The 17,848-nt window shown below is 39.5% G+C and carries 18 protein-coding genes and 1 other annotated feature; of the genes, 17 read left to right on the top strand and 1 reads right to left on the bottom strand.

Annotated elements, in window-relative coordinates; all coding sequences use genetic code 11:
- From radA to I2F89_RS13880, 11 genes are all read left to right on the top strand, one after another.
- Positions 1-1,371: a DNA repair protein RadA gene (gene radA, locus I2F89_RS13930; RefSeq protein ID WP_019723034.1), complete on the top strand. Its 1,371-nt coding sequence runs from the start codon at positions 1-3 to the stop codon at positions 1,369-1,371.
- A 26-nt stretch (positions 1,372-1,397) separates the two neighbouring features.
- Entirely contained in the window at positions 1,398-2,546 is a 1,149-nt protein-coding gene (locus I2F89_RS13925; protein ID WP_019723035.1) for a PIN/TRAM domain-containing protein, read from the top strand.
- A 325-nt stretch (positions 2,547-2,871) separates the two neighbouring features.
- On the top strand, positions 2,872-4,332 hold the full coding sequence (gene gltX, locus I2F89_RS13920; protein WP_010734061.1) for a glutamate--tRNA ligase: 1,461 nt from the start codon (positions 2,872-2,874) through the stop codon (positions 4,330-4,332).
- Positions 4,329-4,561 (top strand) — a binding site (T-box leader). (Overlaps the previous gene by 4 nt.)
- An 82-nt stretch (positions 4,562-4,643) precedes the next feature.
- The gene (epsC, locus tag I2F89_RS13915; RefSeq protein WP_010734062.1) at positions 4,644-5,192 is read left to right on the top strand and encodes a serine O-acetyltransferase EpsC; all 549 of its coding nucleotides are present in this window, start codon (positions 4,644-4,646) and stop codon (positions 5,190-5,192) included.
- Positions 5,176-6,588, top strand: a complete 1,413-nt coding sequence (gene cysS / locus I2F89_RS13910) for a cysteine--tRNA ligase (RefSeq protein ID WP_195514524.1) — start codon at positions 5,176-5,178, stop codon at positions 6,586-6,588. Before epsC ends, cysS begins: the two co-directional genes overlap by 17 nt.
- Positions 6,585-6,989 (top strand): Mini-ribonuclease 3, encoded by a 405-nt coding sequence (locus I2F89_RS13905; protein WP_010734064.1) that lies wholly within the window; start codon positions 6,585-6,587, stop codon positions 6,987-6,989. Before cysS ends, I2F89_RS13905 begins: the two co-directional genes overlap by 4 nt.
- On the top strand, positions 6,973-7,836 hold the full coding sequence (gene rlmB, locus I2F89_RS13900) for a 23S rRNA (guanosine(2251)-2'-O)-methyltransferase RlmB (protein ID WP_023520524.1): 864 nt from the start codon (positions 6,973-6,975) through the stop codon (positions 7,834-7,836). The genes I2F89_RS13905 and rlmB overlap by 17 nt, the downstream gene beginning before the upstream one ends.
- A gap of 3 nt (positions 7,837-7,839) precedes the next feature.
- On the top strand, positions 7,840-8,370 hold the full coding sequence (locus I2F89_RS13895; RefSeq protein WP_010734066.1) for an NYN domain-containing protein: 531 nt from the start codon (positions 7,840-7,842) through the stop codon (positions 8,368-8,370).
- A 77-nt stretch (positions 8,371-8,447) separates the two neighbouring features.
- Positions 8,448-9,023, top strand: coding sequence for a sigma-70 family RNA polymerase sigma factor (locus I2F89_RS13890; RefSeq protein WP_074801430.1), 576 nt, complete (start codon positions 8,448-8,450; stop codon positions 9,021-9,023).
- Between the two features lie 116 nt (positions 9,024-9,139).
- Complete coding sequence (locus I2F89_RS13885; protein ID WP_010734068.1) at positions 9,140-9,385, top strand: Veg family protein; 246 nt, start codon at positions 9,140-9,142, stop codon at positions 9,383-9,385.
- 93 nt (positions 9,386-9,478) lie between these two features.
- Positions 9,479-9,916, top strand: a complete 438-nt coding sequence (locus I2F89_RS13880; protein ID WP_023520523.1) for a GNAT family N-acetyltransferase — start codon at positions 9,479-9,481, stop codon at positions 9,914-9,916.
- A 35-nt stretch (positions 9,917-9,951) separates the two neighbouring features.
- On the opposite strand, the gene mscL is transcribed toward I2F89_RS13880, so the two are convergent.
- Positions 9,952-10,416 carry a large conductance mechanosensitive channel protein MscL gene (gene mscL, locus I2F89_RS13875; RefSeq protein WP_010734070.1) on the bottom strand — a complete coding sequence of 155 codons (465 nt, stop codon included), beginning with the start codon at positions 10,414-10,416 and terminating at the stop codon, positions 9,952-9,954.
- 222 nt (positions 10,417-10,638) lie between these two features.
- Between mscL and yfmF the strand changes: the two genes are divergently transcribed.
- From yfmF to recA, 6 genes are all read left to right on the top strand, one after another.
- A complete protein-coding gene (gene yfmF, locus I2F89_RS13870; RefSeq protein WP_195514523.1) occupies positions 10,639-11,907 on the top strand; it encodes an EF-P 5-aminopentanol modification-associated protein YfmF in 1,269 nt (422 codons plus the stop codon).
- Positions 11,900-13,189, top strand: a complete 1,290-nt coding sequence (gene yfmH / locus I2F89_RS13865; RefSeq protein WP_071866529.1) for an EF-P 5-aminopentanol modification-associated protein YfmH — start codon at positions 11,900-11,902, stop codon at positions 13,187-13,189. The genes yfmF and yfmH overlap by 8 nt, the downstream gene beginning before the upstream one ends.
- Positions 13,190-13,483: 294 nt before the next feature.
- Positions 13,484-14,374 (top strand): helix-turn-helix domain-containing protein, encoded by an 891-nt coding sequence (locus I2F89_RS13860; RefSeq protein WP_195514522.1) that lies wholly within the window; start codon positions 13,484-13,486, stop codon positions 14,372-14,374.
- A 171-nt stretch (positions 14,375-14,545) separates the two neighbouring features.
- On the top strand, positions 14,546-15,124 hold the full coding sequence (gene pgsA, locus I2F89_RS13855) for a CDP-diacylglycerol--glycerol-3-phosphate 3-phosphatidyltransferase (protein ID WP_019723896.1): 579 nt from the start codon (positions 14,546-14,548) through the stop codon (positions 15,122-15,124).
- Positions 15,125-15,350: 226 nt separating this feature from the next.
- Positions 15,351-16,595 (top strand): competence/damage-inducible protein A, encoded by a 1,245-nt coding sequence (locus I2F89_RS13850; protein WP_071866531.1) that lies wholly within the window; start codon positions 15,351-15,353, stop codon positions 16,593-16,595.
- 105 nt (positions 16,596-16,700) lie between these two features.
- Complete coding sequence (recA, locus tag I2F89_RS13845; protein ID WP_010734076.1) at positions 16,701-17,741, top strand: recombinase RecA; 1,041 nt, start codon at positions 16,701-16,703, stop codon at positions 17,739-17,741.
- Positions 17,742-17,848: the final 107 nt, after the last annotated feature.

Below are 17,848 nucleotides of genomic sequence, written 5' to 3'. Positions count from 1 at the left end.
ATGGCCAAAAAAGCAAAAGTTCAATTTGTTTGTCAAAATTGTGGCTATGTGTCGCCTAAATTTTTAGGACGTTGCCCAAATTGTGGCAAATGGAATACCATGGTTGAAGAAATCGAACAAGATACAACGGACCGCAGAGTACGAACGAGTTTGACCGGAGAAAAAGCCAAGCCAACAAAAATCGCTGAGGTGGTTCCTAAGAAAGAACCACGAGTAAAGACGAAGCTAGAAGAATTGAACCGTGTTTTAGGCGGTGGTGTGGTTCCTGGCTCGATGGTTTTGATCGGTGGCGATCCTGGTATCGGAAAATCCACCCTACTCTTGCAAGTATCACAGCAACTGGCTGCTATTGGTGGAAAAGTCCTTTACGTATCGGGAGAAGAGAGTGCGGACCAAATCAAGTTGCGTGCAGAACGATTAGGTTCGATCGACACAGAGTTTTACTTGTATGCAGAGACAGATATGAATGAAATCAGTCGAGCCATCGAACAAATTTCACCTGATTATGTCATTATCGATTCGATCCAAACAATGACTCAACCTGATATTACGAGTGTCGCTGGTAGTGTTAGTCAAGTGCGAGAAACCACAGCTGAGCTATTGAAAATCGCAAAAACAAACGGTATTGCCATTTTTATAGTAGGTCATGTCACGAAAGAAGGCTCGATTGCAGGTCCGCGCATGTTAGAGCACATGGTTGATACGGTCTTGTATTTTGAAGGTGAGCAACATCATAGTTTTCGTATTTTACGTGCCGTCAAAAATCGTTTTGGTTCCACCAATGAGATCGGTATTTTTGAGATGCACGCCCATGGGCTTGAAGAAGTAGCGAATCCTTCACAGATTTTCTTAGAAGAACGATTGGATGGAGCGACAGGTTCAGCGATCGTTGTCGCCATGGAAGGAACACGTCCGATCTTAGTAGAGATCCAAGCTTTAGTCACACCCACGATGTTCGGAAATGCCAAACGAACAACGACTGGTTTAGACTTTAATCGGGTGTCATTGATCATGGCAGTCTTAGAAAAACGGGCAGGATTATTGTTGCAAAATCAAGATGCTTACTTAAAAGCAGCTGGTGGGGTAAAATTAAATGAACCTGCGATCGATTTAGCAATTGCAGTCAGTATTGCGTCTAGTTACAAAGAAAAAGGAACACAACCAACGGAGTGTTTTATTGGAGAAATCGGTCTGACTGGTGAAATCAGAAGAGTTAACCAAATTGAACAACGAGTAAAAGAAGTACAAAAATTAGGTTTTACAAAAGTATATTTACCTAAAAATAATTTAGGTGGTTGGAATATTCCAGAGGGTATCGAAGTCGTAGGTGTTGCTACACTTGATGAAACTCTTAGACGAGTATTTCGTTAAAATCAAAATGAAATGGAGGAAACAGGATGCAAAAACGTGTCATCACCTTACTGATGATCATCGTTGGTGCCAGCTTAGGGATTTCTTTTTTACCTACAGCTTGGCAGGCGATCGGTCAACAGACGAATGGATGGCTGAATAACACCTTTACCAATAGCTTGTTAGGTGCACTTATTTTCTTTCTATTATCTTTGCTATTGGCAAAACATATAACAGCAGTCATCAAGCAAATTGAAGAAAAATTAAGTGAGGTCAGCTTGACGTATCTCTTATTTGGCGCAATCGGAGCAATTATTGGCCTAACGTTGGGGGTTGTGATTTCAACACCGCTTTACAATATTGAAATACCTTTTGTAAACAGTGTTTTACCCATCTTATTGATGGTGATCCTTGGCTATTTGGGCTTGCGAATGGGAACGACCCGCATCGAAGAATGGAAGAAAATATTTGGACCAAGAAGTAAAAAGGTCGAACAAGAAACACCTAGTCAGGTGGAAAGCCAGTTATTAGAACGCAAACTAGATGATCATTTTCATAAATATAAAATTTTAGATACAAGCGTCATTATTGATGGACGTATTTACGACATCACAAAAACAGGATTTCTAGAAGGAACGTTGATGATCCCAAATTTCGTTCTATATGAATTACAATATATCGCTGATTCTGGCGATAGCTTGAAACGGGTACGTGGGCGTCGCGGACTAGATATTTTGAACGCGTTACAAAAAGAAGAAGGTATTTCAGTTGAGATGTATGATGGCGATTTTGAAGACATCAGTGAAGTAGATAGTAAGCTGATCAAATTGGCAAAACTATTAGATGGTGTCATCGTGACCAATGATTATAATCTTAACAAAGTTTCTGAATTTCAAAATGTACCAGTTCTCAACATCAATGCACTTGCTAACGCAGTGAAGCCAGTCGTTATTCCCGGTGAGAATATGAATGTACTAGTGGTCAAAGCAGGTACAGAACGTCAACAAGGGGTTGCTTATCTAGATGACGGCACAATGGTGGTTGTTGAAGATGGACAACATTACATGAATGAACGGATCGAAGTTGTAGTAACGAGTGCACTACAAACAGCTGCCGGCCGAATGATCTTTGCAAAACCTGCTCATGCGGGTAGAGGAATCGATAACAAGCGTGAAAATGAGAAAAAAGCGAAATAAAAACGTAATATGGTAAATATGAGGCAGTTAGACATCGTAAGATTTTTTTGAGAGATGGTTTTTGCTTCCTCAGTTTAGCTAGAGCAGGCGAGGATTGAAAAGTAGGGCAAACTATTTTTTCGATTCCCGCCTTCTTACGTAGATTTGAATGACTTTTTCATAATCTCTTTACTATTTAACGTATAAAAGGTAAAATTTGTGCTGAGTAGCTTTAAATTTCAACATTTATCGCTAAAGGAGATCCAACCCAAAAAAATCTGATCAGATGTTGTATTGTCAGTTGTTTTGGGCGTCTCAAAGTCTAGTTTGAAAGAAGAGGAAGAAAATGACGAAAGTACGCGTACGTTATGCACCAAGTCCAACAGGGCATTTGCATATTGGGAATGCACGAACTGCATTATTCAATTATTTATTTGCCCGTCACAATGATGGAGATTTCATTATCCGCATTGAGGACACTGACCAAAAACGAAACATTGAAGATGGCGAAAAAAGCCAATTAGAGAATCTTGCATGGTTAGGGATGGAATGGGATGAATCACCTGAAAATCCAGGTGAATACGGTCCTTACCGTCAATCTGAAAGAAAAGAAATCTACCAACCATGGATCGATCAGTTATTAGCAAGTAATCGTGCTTACAAATGCTATTGTTCAGAAGAAGAATTAGAAGCAGAACGTGAAGCGCAACGTGCCCGTGGCGAAATGCCTCACTACGCTGGGACTTGTGCGAACTTGTCACCTGAAGAACAAGCGAAAAAAGAAGCAGAAGGCATTGTACCGGTGATTCGTTTCCGTGTGCCTCGCAATACAGAATATGCGTTTACCGACATGGTCAAAGGAGACATCACCTTTGAATCAGACAATATCGGTGGGGATTATGTCATCCAAAAACGTGATGGTATGCCAACCTATAACTTTGCGGTAGCTGTTGACGATCATTTAATGAAGATCACTCACGTGTTACGTGGGGATGACCATATTGCGAATACGCCAAAACAATTAATGATCTATGAAGCGTTTGGTTGGACTGCGCCAACATTTGGGCATATGACCTTGATCATCAATTCTGAAACGGGCAAAAAATTAAGTAAACGTGATGAATCGATTTTACAATTTATCGAACAATACCGTGAATTAGGCTACCTACCAGAAGCGATGTTCAATTTTATTGCTTTACTAGGCTGGTCTCCTGTCGGTGAAGATGAATTGTTCAGTCAAGAAGAATTGATCAAAATGTTTGATCCACAGCGCTTGAGCAAATCACCAGCTGCATTTGACGCGAAAAAATTACAATGGGTGAACAACCATTACATCAAAGAAATGGATCTAGATGCATTGACAGAAATGTGTTTACCTTATTTGATCGCTGATGGTCGTGTGCAAGAAAATCCAGATGCACAAACAATCGAATGGGTGAAAAAAATCGTTCGTCTGTATCAACCACAAATGAGTTATGCAGCGGAAATCGTTGAGGTATCAACATTATTCTTTAACGAACATCCTGTATTAGATGAAGCAGCCAAAGAAGTATTAGCGGGTGAAACGGTTCCGACTGTGTTGAAAGCTTTCAAAGAACAACTTACTCAAATGGAAGTTGTAGATGCACCCACAGTCAAAGCAGCAATCAAAGCAGTACAAAAAGAAACAGGGGTAAAAGGAAAGAACCTATTTATGCCGATCCGTGTCGCTGTTTCAGGACAAATGCATGGACCTGAATTACCAGAAACAATCGAATTGTTAGGGAAAGAAAAATCTTTAGCACATTTAAATCAAGTATTGAACTAAACACGATGAACAGAAAGAAGTAAAAAAAGAATGGTTTCAAGAGAGTCAACGGGTGGTGTAAGTTGTCAAATGTTCTTTTTTGAAATGCCTCTGGGAGTGGTCTTTGCGAAGAGGGGTTGATCAATATCAATCCTTGAAAGTAGCGAAGAACGAATAGCAGACGTTACCTGTTAGAGATAATCATTTGATTATGAAAAAAAGTGGAACCACGCCTCATAGCGTCTTTTAATAAGGAAACTTATTAAAAGACGTTTTTTAGTTGTCTTTCGTTGTTCATACATACAGTCGAAAAAAGAAAGGAGAGGAAGTTGATGGAATGGTTCAAACGAGCTGTCATTGCCGTAAAGAAAAATGATCCAGCAGCGCGTACTACAGCAGAGGTCATTTTGACCTATCCTGGGCTACATGCGTTATTTTGGCATCGTTTCTCCCATTATTTATATCGCCATCGTCTCTATTTGATTGCCAAAATGAATGCCCAATTTTGGCGATTCATTACGGGAATAGAGATACATCCAGGAGCGACGATCGGAACGGGTGTGTTTATCGATCATGGTATGGGGATCGTCATTGGAGAAACAGCAGAAATCGAAGATGATGTGGTCTTGTTTCATGGTGTCACTTTAGGTGGTACGGGAAAAGAAACGGGGAAAAGACATCCAACAGTCAAAAAAGGTGCAATGTTGTCCGCCAATGCCCAAATCCTAGGACCGATCACCATAGGAAAAGATGCGAAAATCGGTGCAGGCGCAGTCGTCTTAAAAGATATACCTGATGGGGCAACAGCAGTAGGGATACCAGCAAAAGTTGTCCGAATCAATGGAGAGAAAGTAGGGGATGAGAATGATAAAAATCTATAATACGCTATCAAGAGAAAAAGAGACTTTTATTCCTTTAAAAGAAGGACAAGTTTCAATGTATGTTTGCGGACCAACTGTTTATAATTATATCCACATTGGCAATGCACGAAGTACGATTGCGTTTGACACGATTCGACGTTATTTGGAATACCGTGGATACCAAGTGAACTACGTATCGAACTTTACAGATGTGGACGATAAAATCATCAAGGCTGCCAATGAGCTTGGGATCACAGCGCCTGAAGTTGCTGATCGTTTTATCAAAGCTTTTGAAGAAGATACGAAAGCATTGAATGTGCAGCCAGCAACGAGCCATCCAAGAGTAATGGACCATATGGAAGATATTCGCGTATTCATCCAAACATTGATCGACAAAGGTTTTGCTTATGAATCGAATGGCGATGTTTATTATCGTACGCGAAAATTTACTGATTATGGTCAATTGAGTGATCAATCGATAGACGAGTTAGAGATTGGTGCAAGTCAACGTACTGGCGCAGAACAGCAACAAAAAGAAGATCCTTTAGACTTTGCCTTGTGGAAAAAAGCAAAACCAGGAGAGATTTCATGGGAATCGCCATGGGGAGAAGGACGTCCAGGGTGGCATATCGAATGTTCCGTGATGGCAACGAAACATTTAGGTGAGACTATTGATATCCACGGCGGTGGCCAAGATTTGGAGTTTCCTCATCATGAGAACGAGATTGCCCAAAGTGAAGCGAAAACAGGCAAAAAATTTGCGAACTATTGGATGCACAATGGCTATGTGACGATTGGTGAAGACGATCAAAAAATGAGTAAATCTTTAGGGAACTTTATCACTGTCCACGAAATGATCCAAGAGGTAGACCCACAAGTGTTACGCTTCTTTATGGCAACCACACAATATCGTCGACCGATCCGCTATAGTGAAGCAACGATGAAAGAAGCAGCGACAAATTTACAACGCTTGAAAAATACGTTTGATAATCTAAACTTCCGTTTTGAAAATGCGGTAGAAGCCCAGTCGGAAGATGAGAGACAGGTAACAGAACTGGAACAATTAGAAACACGATTCATCAAAGAAATGGACGATGATTTCAATGCGGCTAACGGCATCACAGTTGTCTATGAATTAGCAAAATGGATCAATACGTATTTGGAACAACCGACTGTCTCCCAAACGATCCTATCCAAAAGTGAGGCACTATTTACCCAATGGTTGTCGATCTTTGGTATCTTATTTACGACAGCAGAAATGTTGGATGAAGAAATCGAGCAACTGATCGAAGAACGAACACAAGCCAGAAAAAACCGAGATTTCGCCCGTAGTGATGAAATTCGGGACCAATTAAAAGAAAAAGGTATCTTGTTAGATGACACCCCACAAGGTACTCGTTGGAGAAGAGAAGCATGAGAGATCATACACAATTAAATGGTTTAGCGCTTGCTTATGTTGGAGATGCTATCTACGAAATCTATATTCGAGATTACTTGATTGAAAAAGGTGAAACAAAGCCGAATAAACTGCACCGAGCAGCGACACACTATGTTTCGGCAAAGGCACAAGCTTTTTTGATCCAACAAATGTTGCAAGAAAACCTCTTAACAGAAAATGAAGAGCTTTACTATCGCAGGGGTAGAAATGCCAAAAGTCATACGAGTGCAAAAAATGCGGATATTACAACTTATCGTGTTGCAACAGGGTTTGAAGCCTTGATGGGCTACTTACATCTAACAAAACAAACCGAACGTATGGAAGAATTGATTAATTGGTGTATTGAGAAAGTAGGTGAAACCCATGAGGAAAGAAAATAAAGAACGTAACTATCAAAAACGAAACAAAAAAGATTCTCAACGTTTTACAAAAGGCAATGAGAAACGTAGTGCAAAGAAGGAAACAGTTTATGTTGGTCAAGAGGACACAACGAGTGAAGACAATTTTGTATTTGGTCATCATGCGACAGTCGAAGCTTTGCAACAAGGTCGTGGAAATAAATTGTTCCTTCAAGAAGATTCACGGGGAGACAAGGTTGAAGAGTTGAAAAATATTGCTCGAGAACAATCAGTGCCAGTCAAGTGGGTCCCTAAGCAGAAATTAGACCTACTCAGTGATCGTGGCGTTCATCAAGGGGTAGTATTGGCCATCACGCCTTATGAATATCTGACGTTGGATCAACTATTGGAACAGGCGAAGAGCAAAACGGAAACACCCTTTTTCTTGATCTTGGACAGTATCGAAGATCCTCACAATTTTGGCTCGATTTTACGAACGGCAGATGCCAGTGGGGTAGATGGTGTCATCATTCCTAAACATCGTGCAGTCGGAATCACACCAATCGTGACGAAAACATCGACAGGCGCCGTTGAATACGTGCCAGTGGCTCGTGTGACAAACTTAGTTCAAACTGTCCAGCAGCTAAAAGAGCAGCAATTTTGGGTATTCGGAACAGATATGGAAGGAACGAATTTCCAATCATGGAATGCAAAAGGCTCGATAGCGTTAGTGATCGGTAATGAAGGTCGTGGCATGAGTGCAGGCTTGAAGAAAGAAATGGATGAGTTGTTAACGATCCCTATGGTCGGTCATGTTCAAAGCTTGAATGCAAGTGTTGCGGCTGGACTACTGATGTATCAGGCTTTTTCTCAGCGTCAGGGGGGATAAGGCATGAAGAAGCAGCTGTTGATCGTCGATGGCTATAATATGATCGGTTCTTGGCCAGAGTTAGTGGCACTGAAAAAGCAAGATAAAATGGCGGATGCCAGAGAAGCCTTGTTGCATCGTTTATCGAATTATGCAAAATATGAAGGCCTAGAAGTAATCGTTGTCTTTGATGCGCAATTAGTGCCGGGTATCCAACAAAATTATCGAAAATACCAATTAGAAGTTGTTTTCACAAAAGAGGATGAAACGGCAGATACGTATATCGAGCGCATCGCGGGAGAGTTGAATACTCGCTTGACGCAAGTGACTGTCGCAACGAGTGACTTAGCAGAACAATGGGTGATTTTTTCACAAGGTGCCTTACGAACTTCCGCGTACGAATTATATAAAACAATCAAAAAAACAGAAAAAAATATTACCCAAGATAATATAAATATGCGTTTTATTGATTTTCGACGAAATTCTCCGTGGAATGAAGAACAATTAGAAAAATTGTCCCAAAAATTGGACGATTTAATGAGAAAAGAAAAATAACAGCCAGATATGATTAGTTATTCAATGAATTGATGGTAAGATTCCTCCATAATCGAAAGTTATGGAGGAATTATTTTATGTCCGAGGAGTTATTGTGCGCCGCCCGTAATGGAGATGAAGAAGCATTTTCTATGCTGTATCAAAAATATTTCCCGTTATTATTACGGTTGAAAAATATTTATTATCTAAGGAATTATGTAAGTGAAGATTGGGAACAAGAAGCAAGGATTGCTCTATATCAAGCACTTAAAACGTACGAAAATAATAAAGGTGTCAGTTTTGGGAGTTATTACAAAAGTATTATCAGTAACCAAATCTACTCTTTATTGCGTAAGCAAAACGCGCTAAAACGTCGAGACCAAAAAAATGAAATTTCTATTGAACAAAAAATAGCTACAGAAGGACCAGATTTTTTAGCCGAGATCACCATCCAAGAACCTGTTGCGATGCAACAATTACTATTAAAAGAAGCTTTCGAGGACTGCGATATCAAATTCTCAACAAAAGAGGCAAAAATCTTTCAACATTACATGCAAGGCAATGATTTTAGCGAGATGGAGAGAGAATTATCAATGGATCTGAAGCAAATAAAAAGCGCTTACGGTCGAGTGAAATATAAGATAAAAAAACATCTGAAAGATTATAATGAGTGATTTTTTATAGCATTACTAATGTTTTTCTTACTTATTTCTATTGCATTTCTTTTTTTGATATGGTAAACTTGAAAAATTTTACTATATATGGTATGATAGTAATTGAGGTGAATTGTATGCCACTAACTTTAGCTACAATCAAAAAAGATTTAGAAGGTCGTATCGGCAGCCAAATCATGTTGGTTGCACAGACCGGAAGAAAGCGTCAAACGGAACGCCGAGGCGTTTTAACAGAAACCTATCCTTCAGTATTTGTCGTAGACTTAGATCCTGAAGAAAATTCATTTGAACGAGTGTCTTACAGTTATTCAGATGTACTTACTCGAACAGTTGAGATCGAATTTTTAACTGAAGCAGTTTAAAAAGCAAGCGGACCTAGATTATATATGAGGTTCGTTTGCTTTTTTGTATCTAACTCGTTATGCTATTAGCAAGAAAGAATGGAGGTCCTGATGATGAAGCATTATGTAAAAAAATTTGCAGAACTAACAACAGCAGAATTTTATGCAATCGTGAAAGAGCGAATCGCCGTATTTGTTGTTGAACAAAATTGTCCTTACCAAGAAGTCGATGAGATCGATGAAATCGCATGGCATACTTATTTTAAAGATGAAGATGGTACGATTTTGGCATATACACGTATTTATGCAGAAGAAGACACGGTTCATTTTGGACGAGTCTTGGTCAATCAGGCGCATCGCAAATCAGGTTTAGGACAAAAAATCGTGGCACAAACATTAGCGGCGATCGAAGCCAATGCACCTGGACGTCCGATCGTGATCGGGGCACAAGAGTATCTACAATCATTTTATGAATCCTTTGGTTTTCAGGCAATCTCAGAAGTATATTTAGAAGATGGAATCCCCCACTTAGACATGAGAAAACAAGCATAAAAAAAACAGAAGAATTTCCTTCTGTTTTTTTTATCTCACGCTTTAGGATCCGTGCTCTCAGAAGTTGCTTGGGCAGTTGGGCGTGCATTATTTTCAGCTGTTTGTTGTGCCAATAGATCGCGGATATCACTAAGATAATCTTCCGCAGTGGGTTTGTCTTCCACCACTTCTTCTTCTTTTGGTCGTAAGTTTTTCGCATGATTGGCTGCTTTGACCACTAGGAATAGAACAAAACCAGTAATGACAAATGTAATAATTGCGCTAATAACATTCCCAAAAGAAAAGGTGACCCCTTTCGCAGGTGACCAATCAAGAACAGACAATGCACCATCCAAATCAGAGGTACCTGTGATCATTGCAACGACCCAACCAATTAAGGGAGTAATCAGGCCTTGAACGATTTGATTCACAATGCCCGTAAAAGCACTACCGATCACTACACCGACAGCTAGATCTAGCACATCGCCTCGCATGATAAATTCTTTAAATTCTTTGATCATTGTTTTTCTCCTTTCTTGTTAATCCTAGTATATCGAAGAATAAAAAAATGTAAAAACAACACGCTTAATAATATCCCCACACGTTCGTTCAATCACTTGTATGCTATACTAGAAAGTGACTTTTAAAAAAATTGGACAAAAAAAGAGAACTTTCATGTCGTTGAAACAACAACGATCATCGCTAAGAGTTCCAAGGATCATGACAAAAAGGAGTAGTTATTTATGGCTTATCAATTGACAGAAGGTGTCAACCTTCATGTGCTACCAACCAAACAATTTAAAACGATCCGTATTTTTGTACGGTTCACCACAGCCTTAGAAAAAGACATCGTCACCAAACGTTCACTACTGAGTAGTTTATTAGAGACGAATAGCTTGAACTATCCGGATCAGACACAATTAAGTGCAAAATTAGCTGATTTGTATGGAGCTGGTTTTGGTTTTTCTGTCCGGAAAAAAGGTAATCTACATTGGATGAATGCAGGAATCAGTTTCGTCAATGGTGCGTATGTCAATGACAGCAAGATTTTGACGAATGCCGTTTCCTTTTTAAAAGAGGTATTATTCTTTCCTAACATCAAAAATCAAACATTTGATCAAGCAACATTTGATTTAGAGAAAAATAACTTAAAGCAATATTTGGAAAGCTTAAATGAAGATAAGCAAACAATGGCTTCATTAGCATTACAAGAATTATATTTTGAACAGTCAGATGCACAAAAAATCCCAAGTATGGGGTCCGTTGAAGAACTAGAAAATATCACATCAAGTGCCTTAGCCGGATATTATGCACGTATGATCAAAGAAGACCAAGTGGATATTTTTGTAGTGGGTGATATCGAAGAAACAATGGCAATCGAAGCGTTAAAAGAGCTTCCTTTCACTGAGCGAAAAGTGGTACGACCAGAAATCTTTTATCAACAAACACAAAACAACGTGATCAAGGAACGACAAATCCAAGAACCAGTGGTGCAAGCTAAACTGAACCTAGCCTATCAAACCAGTATTTATTACGATCAGCCAGAACGTTTTTCATTGATGGTCTTTAATGGCTTATTCGGAGGCTTCCCTCACTCCAAACTTTTCATGAATGTACGTGAAAAAGAAAGCTTAGCTTATTATGCGTCTAGTAACGTTGATACTTTTCGTGGGTTATTGACTGTACAAACAGGTATTGAGACAAAAAATCGTAATCAAGTCTTGCACTTGATCCATCAACAACTGGCAAGTTTACAAAATGGCGAAGTCACTGAATTGGAGCTCGAACAAACCAAGGCAATGTTACGTAATCACTATTTGTTGTCTTTGGATTCACCACAAGCTGCCATCGAATCCGCTTATTTAGCACACTGGCTTCCTGATACTGAACTATCGGACGAGGAATGGTTAGCTCGCATGGAACGTGTAACGATCGAAGATATTCAAGAAGTAGCAAACCAAATCGAATTACAAGCAATTTTCTTTTTAGCTGGGGGTGAAGAAAATGAATAAAGCAGAGTATAGTCAAATCAACGAAACACTGTATCACGAAGTCTTACCGAATGGTTTGACGGTCTATCTGTTACCAAAAAACGATTATCACAAAACATACGGTTTATTCAGTACGAACTATGGGTCGATCGACAATGAATTTATTCCCTATGGTGCAACGGAAAAAGTGAAAGTTCCTGACGGTATCGCACATTTCTTGGAGCACAAGTTATTTGAAAAAGAAGAAGGCGATGTTTTCCAGTTGTTCGGTCAACAAGGAGCATCAGCGAATGCGTTCACGAGCTTTACAAAAACCAGCTATTTGTTTTCAACGACAGATCAAGTAGAAAAAAATCTTTTGACGCTTCTTGATTTTGTTCAAGCACCTTATTTTACTGAAGAAACAGTAAATAAAGAAAAAGGAATCATTGGCCAAGAAATCCAGATGTATGAAGATGATCCGAATTGGCGCTTATTCTTTGGTATCTTAAACAATCTATATCCCAATCATCCATTACACATCGATATTGCAGGAACGGTGGAAAGTATTGCTGACATCACAGCAGAGGATCTATATACTTGCTATCGCACTTTTTATCAACCAAGCAATATGGTGTTATTTGTAGTTGGCAATTTGGAACCAGAACAGTTGATGGAGCAAATTCGCCACAATCAAGCTACCAAAGAATTTCCACCCGCTCAAAAAATCGAACGATTCTTTCCCGAAAATCAAGCGGATGTTCTGCCGATAAGCACCTTAGAAGCAGCGATCACACGAGAAAAATTTGTATTAGGGATCAAAGGAATCGATGTGTTACCTGAAAATGGGAGAGAATTACTCAGATATAAAACAGCGATTCGTTTGTTACTACAATTACTTTTAGGCCCAACTGCACAAAACTATTTAGCCCTTTACAACGAAGGAATTATTGATGATAGTTTTGGCTTTGAGTTTAGTTTAGATCGTGAATTTCATTTTGCTGACTTCAGTGGCGATTCGGACCAACCAAAACTAGCAGTACAAAAAATAAAAGAGATTCTTTTGAACTTTGAACATGACGAAGGAATCACAGAAGAAAACTTGAACTTATTGAAAAAGAAAATGTTAGGGCAGTATTTCCAATCATTGAACTCCATCGAATACATCGCCAATCAATTTACACAAAGTCTATTTGGTGACCAAACATTATTTGATCTGCCAGAAATCATTGAATCAATCCAGATGACGGATCTTCTTCAAGTAGGACGCTCTTTTATCAATGCTGACGTGTTTAGTGAATTTTATATGCAGCCAAAAAAGTGAAACAGTAAAAAATTCTGATTTTTTTGGACATACTCGCTGATTCGTCATACTTTTTGTAAGAATAAAAGAAAGTCTTAAATTTCAGTTTAAAACAGATGAAATGTTATCCAAAGTAAGTTCGCTTTGTGGTATTCTTAAGTAGATTGAGTGCAAGATTGATCAATATAGAGGAAACACTATACATTGAGCATGAATAAAGCAAAAATTCAATGAGAAGCAGTCAGAATAAATGGTCGATCCTCAGTAGAGAAAACACCTTCTGACTAGAATACACAGACTGGAGAAGATGAACGAGTGGCTTTTGAAACCATCGGGGAAAAATTACGGCAAGCCCGTTTAAACAAAAAAATATCATTAGATGAATTACAACAAATGACGAAGATCCAAAAACGTTACTTGGAATCAATCGATCAAAACGAATTTGATCAATTGCCAGGTAAATTTTATGTTCGTGCATTTATTCGTCAATATGCAGAAGCTGTTGGTGAAGATGGTGATTATTTAGTGGATGTTTTTGATGGAAAAAAATCTTTCGCAGATGAAACCATCAAAAAACGACCAGAACCAGAAACAGTGAGTGGTTCAAGAAAAGCTATGCACGAAGAAGAAAAGAATCTAACAAAATTCTGGACAAGTCTGCCAGTAATTTTATTAGGATTAGTCGCTGTAGCAATCATCACAGTAGTGGCCTATATGTCATGGCAAGACTGTCAATCTGAGCCGATCATTGGTGGAACAGCTTCAACGGTATCTGTCGATGGTTCGATCACGGAAGAAGAACCGGAGACAAGTGAATCGACGGTTGAATCGACCGTGGAATCGACAACAAAATCAACAGAAGAAGAGAAAAAAATGACCATCACACCGGGGCAAGACACAGGAAGTGCGCTTTCGATCGAGGTGAAAGATGCGAAAAAACCGATCACATTGGAATTCACAGCAAGTGAACGTGTCTGGATCGGTGTCCAATTGAACAATACGTTTGACTATCATTATCAAGAAACCTTGGTTGCCAATGATACAAAAACAACAGAGCTTCCAGAAAATACGACAAATGCGATGATCACACTTGGGGCAGCGAGTAATGCAACGGTCAAATTAAATGGCGAAGAACTGCCTATCAACGCAGGACCAAACAATACAAGTCTGAAGAATATTTCGCTTTCCTTGCAGTATGCAGAATAATTAGTTTAAAAAACAACCGTGTAAAAGAGGGCCGGAATCTCGTCTTGGGCTCTCTTTTCTTGTTTGGATAGTAGGTTATAAAGTAGTGAAAGATTTGTTGAGCAATTGAGAGACTATTGGTGGAAACTTTTGCTGGACTGACGTAAAATAGGAAAGAAAGGAGTCGTTCTTGTGAATTTACCAAATCAATTAACTGTACTTAGAATCTGTATGATTCCGGTGTTTATTTTAGTAGTCGGTCTCCCGTTAGATTGGGGGCAATTAACGGTAGGAACAACGTCATTAGCGATCACGCAACTAGTAGGAGCCATCATTTTTGCTTTAGCAAGTGTGACGGATTGGCTAGATGGGAAAATTGCTCGTTCTAGAGGATTAGTGACGAACTTCGGAAAATTTGCTGATCCATTAGCAGACAAAATGTTAGTTATGACAGCCTTTATCATGTTGGTAGGTCAAGGAAAAGCGCCAGCATGGGTGATTGCGATCATCGTTTGTCGTGAGTTGGCTGTAACAGGGTTACGATTATTGCTTGTCGAGGATGGGGAAGTCATGGCAGCTGCTTGGCCTGGAAAAGTAAAAACAGCTACGCAAATGATTGCGATTATTTTATTATTTATCAATAATATCCCATTCAACTTGATCAATGTACCCCTCGATCAAATCATGTTATACGCTTGTCTGATTTTTACCATCTATTCAGGTGTCGATTACTTCATCAAAAATCGTGGCGTATTCAAAGGATCCATGTAAAATCATAGAGTCACTTAATTACCCTTGCAATCAGATCGGTCATTCCCGGTCTGATTTTTATTTTTTTGACATAGACGCAATCACAAGAACAAATTGAGCAAGGAGAAATGATTCTATCAGCAAATAGCGTATACTATTTGGTAGAGACAATTAGTCGAACAAAGACTGATTTACAGATAAATAGAGATGTTGCAAAAGCAACCTCAACTAAAGGAAGCGATCAAATATGAAATCTGAAATCATAGCAGTAGGAACAGAATTATTACTTGGACAAGTCGTGAATACGAATGCGACATTTTTATCAGAACAGTTAGCAGATCTAGGAATCGATGTCTATTATCACACAGTTGTCGGGGATAATCCGACTCGTTTGGAGGAGTTACTCCAGTTAGCTGAATCGAGAAGTGAACTAATCATTTTATGTGGTGGACTAGGACCAACAGAAGATGACTTAACAAAAGAAGTTGTCGCTCAACACCTCGGCAAAGAGCTGATCCAAAACACAGAAGGGTACAAGAAACTGCTGGCATTTTTCGAAACGACAAAAAGAAAAATGACGGAGAACAATTTACAACAATCTCAGATCATTGAAGGGGGCACACCATTACCTAATCGAACTGGCTTAGCGTTAGGCACGTTTTATCAAACGAAAAGCAATGCTTATCTTTTACTTCCTGGGCCACCAAGTGAGTTGAAGCCGATGTTTGTAGAACAAGTGCGACCACTGTTAGAACAACAATTCCCTTCAGAAGAAAAACTGATTTCAAAAGTGTTGCGCTTCTATGGCATCGGTGAATCACAATTAGTAACCGATCTAAAAGACTTGATTGCTACCCAAATCAATCCCACGATTGCTCCTTATGCCAAACCAAATGAAGTCACACTGAGATTGACAGTCAAAACGTCAGATATCCATGCAGGGAATCAAGCATTGCACGCACTAGAAGAAAAAATCCAAGCCCGTGTCGGTGCATATTTTTATGGCTATGGGGATGACTATTCGTTGCCACAAGCCGTCGTGGATCTGCTAAAAGAACAGGGGAAGACAGTCACAGCAGCTGAAAGTTTGACAGCGGGAGGCTTTCAATCCGCGTTAGGAGCAATTCCTGGCGTCTCTCAAGTCTTTTCTGGGGGCTTTGTGACTTATTCAGCAGAGACCAAAGCAAAGCTCTTAGGCATCGATCCAGAACTATTAGAGCAGTTTGGCACAGTCAGTAAAGAATGTGCCGAACAAATGGCGATTCGAGCACGCCAACTCGTTGGTACAGATTATGCCGTAGCGTTTACCGGTGTGGCGGGACCCGACACATTAGAAGGACATCCTGCGGGTACAGTTTGGCTTGCCGTTGCATCAAAAGAAGGCGTAGAAACAAAAGAATGTCACTTTACGAGAGACCGTTCGGCAATCAGAAATAGTGCGATTATGCAAGGATTTGATCTGCTAAGAAAGCAACTATTAAGAAAAAAATAAATGCGAATATTTGTTCGGTTTTTGCTTGCTTTTTATAAATAAAAAAGATATTATAAACGTAATGAAATGTTACTTTGAGTCGTAAAAATAAGGAGGATTATCGTATTGGCAGATGATCGTAAAGCAGCCTTAGATGCTGCATTGAAAAAAATTGAAAAGAACTATGGGAAAGGTTCGATCATGAAACTGGGCGAAAAAATCGACCAACAAATCTCGACAATTCCAAGTGGTTCTCTTGCACTAGATGTTGCTTTAGGGATAGGTGGCTATCCTCGTGGACGGATCATTGAAGTCTACGGTCCAGAAAGTTCAGGTAAAACAACGGTTGCACTCCATGCAATCGCAGAAGTCCAAAAAAATGGTGGGACTGCCGCCTTTATTGATGCGGAACATGCCTTAGATCCACAATATGCCCAAAAATTAGGGGTAAATATCGATGAATTACTCCTTTCTCAACCAGATACCGGAGAACAAGGATTAGAGATCGCTGATGCTTTAGTATCAAGTGGTGCAGTAGATATTGTCGTTATCGACTCAGTAGCAGCTTTAGTACCACGTGCAGAGATTGACGGGGAGATGGGTGACTCACACGTAGGGTTACAAGCTCGTTTGATGTCTCAAGCCTTACGTAAACTCTCAGGATCGATCAACAAAACAAAAACGATCGCGATTTTCATCAACCAAATTCGTGAAAAAGTTGGCGTGATGTTCGGTAATCCAGAAATCACACCAGGAGGACGTGCGTTGAAGTTCTACGCAACGATCCGTTTGGAAGTACGTCGTGCGGAACAATTGAAACAAGGAACGGACATTGTCGGTAACCGTACAAAGATCAAAGTCGTAAAAAATAAAGTAGCACCACCATTCAAAATCGCTGAAGTCGATGTGATGTATGGCTTAGGTATCTCTCAAGAAGGCGAGCTATTGGATATGGCAGTTGAAAAAGATATCGTTGATAAGAGTGGTGCATGGTATTCTTACAAAGAAGATCGCATCGGTCAAGGTCGTGAAAACGCGAAAATCTATATGTCAAATCATCCAGAGATGATGGCTGAAGTATCTACATTAGTGCGTGCAGCTTATGGCATCGGTGAACCAGTTGATGTACCAGAAGAAGCACAAGAAGAATTACCACTAGATGAATAAAGAAATAAGCGGGTATCCGGTAGTCTAATATGATATGCTCCCTATAAAGTAGACAAGGAAAAAAACAAAATTCCAAATCTACTTTATAAGGAGTTTTTTGTATGTCT

Source organism: Enterococcus sp. 1001283B150225_161107_E12 (genome assembly GCF_015556925.1).
GTDB lineage: Bacteria > Bacillota > Bacilli > Lactobacillales > Enterococcaceae > Enterococcus_B > Enterococcus_B mundtii.
This window is presented reverse-complemented; position numbering and strand designations above follow the sequence as displayed.